Source organism: Pantoea sp. ANP04 (assembly GCF_041982285.1).
Lineage (GTDB): Bacteria > Pseudomonadota > Gammaproteobacteria > Enterobacterales > Enterobacteriaceae > Pantoea > Pantoea eucalypti.
Genome location: NZ_JAUTYS010000052.1, coordinates 1 through 731 on the forward strand (window position 1 = coordinate 1; position 731 = coordinate 731).

Consider the following 731-nt stretch of genomic DNA (forward strand, 5'->3'; position numbering starts at 1 on the left):
CAGTTGCTCAACCTGGGCAAGGACTCCCTGGAGAAGATGCTCAACGATGCGCCGAAGATCGCCGCCAAGATCATCCGCGCCCTGGCTATTTCCCTGTCCAAGCGCCTGCGCATGGCCGACGGCCAGTTGCTCGCACAGCAGATCTAGGCTCCTTGCACCTTGGCCTTGTTGTCGTTCTGCTCCAGCCCCGGCAGGGTCTGATCCTTGGGCGGCTTGGGCATGTCGATGGGCGGCAGCAAGGGCGCACTGCCACTGCTGCCGGTTTTCGGCGTGCTGGGTGGGGTCACTTGCGGATAAGGCGTGGGGGTGGCCGTGCCCGGGGTGCCGAGGGTCGGCGTCGGGGTCACCACCGGGGCGCTTTGCGGCTCGTCGGCCAGGGCCGGGCCAGCACTGAGCGCCAGGGCGGCGGTCAGGGCGAGCGCCGCTTGGGCAATCACCGTTAGAATAGTGCGCTTCATCAATGGCTCCATTGCTATTGTCTGGCGTCAGGCTACTCCCAACCGGGAGCTTTTGCCTTCCTCAATGAGATCTCCATGAAACGTTTCGTACTGCTGGACACCACTGCGATTCCCGACAACGGCGGTGCCTTGTGCCTGTTCGAATACGGTGAGGATTTCGTCATCAAGATCCAGGGCGGCGACGGCGGCCAATTGATGAACACCCGCATGCACGGCTCCGAGGACGCCCTGGCGCAGATTCCCTGCAGCAAGGTCGCCGGGCGCCCGAACTCG

Annotated in this window: 1 protein-coding gene and 1 pseudogene; one reads left to right on the forward strand and one right to left on the reverse strand. The window is 64.0% G+C overall.

Annotation, left to right across the window (positions count from 1 at the left end):
* Positions 1-143 precede the first annotated feature (143 nt).
* Complete coding sequence (locus Q7C21_RS22250; RefSeq protein WP_102861641.1) at positions 144-458, reverse strand: hypothetical protein; 315 nt, start codon at positions 456-458, stop codon at positions 144-146.
* Between the two features lie 75 nt (positions 459-533).
* On the opposite strand from Q7C21_RS22250, the pseudogene Q7C21_RS22255 reads away from it, so the two are divergent.
* Positions 534-731, forward strand: a pseudogene (locus tag Q7C21_RS22255) (hypothetical protein); the annotation flags it as partial.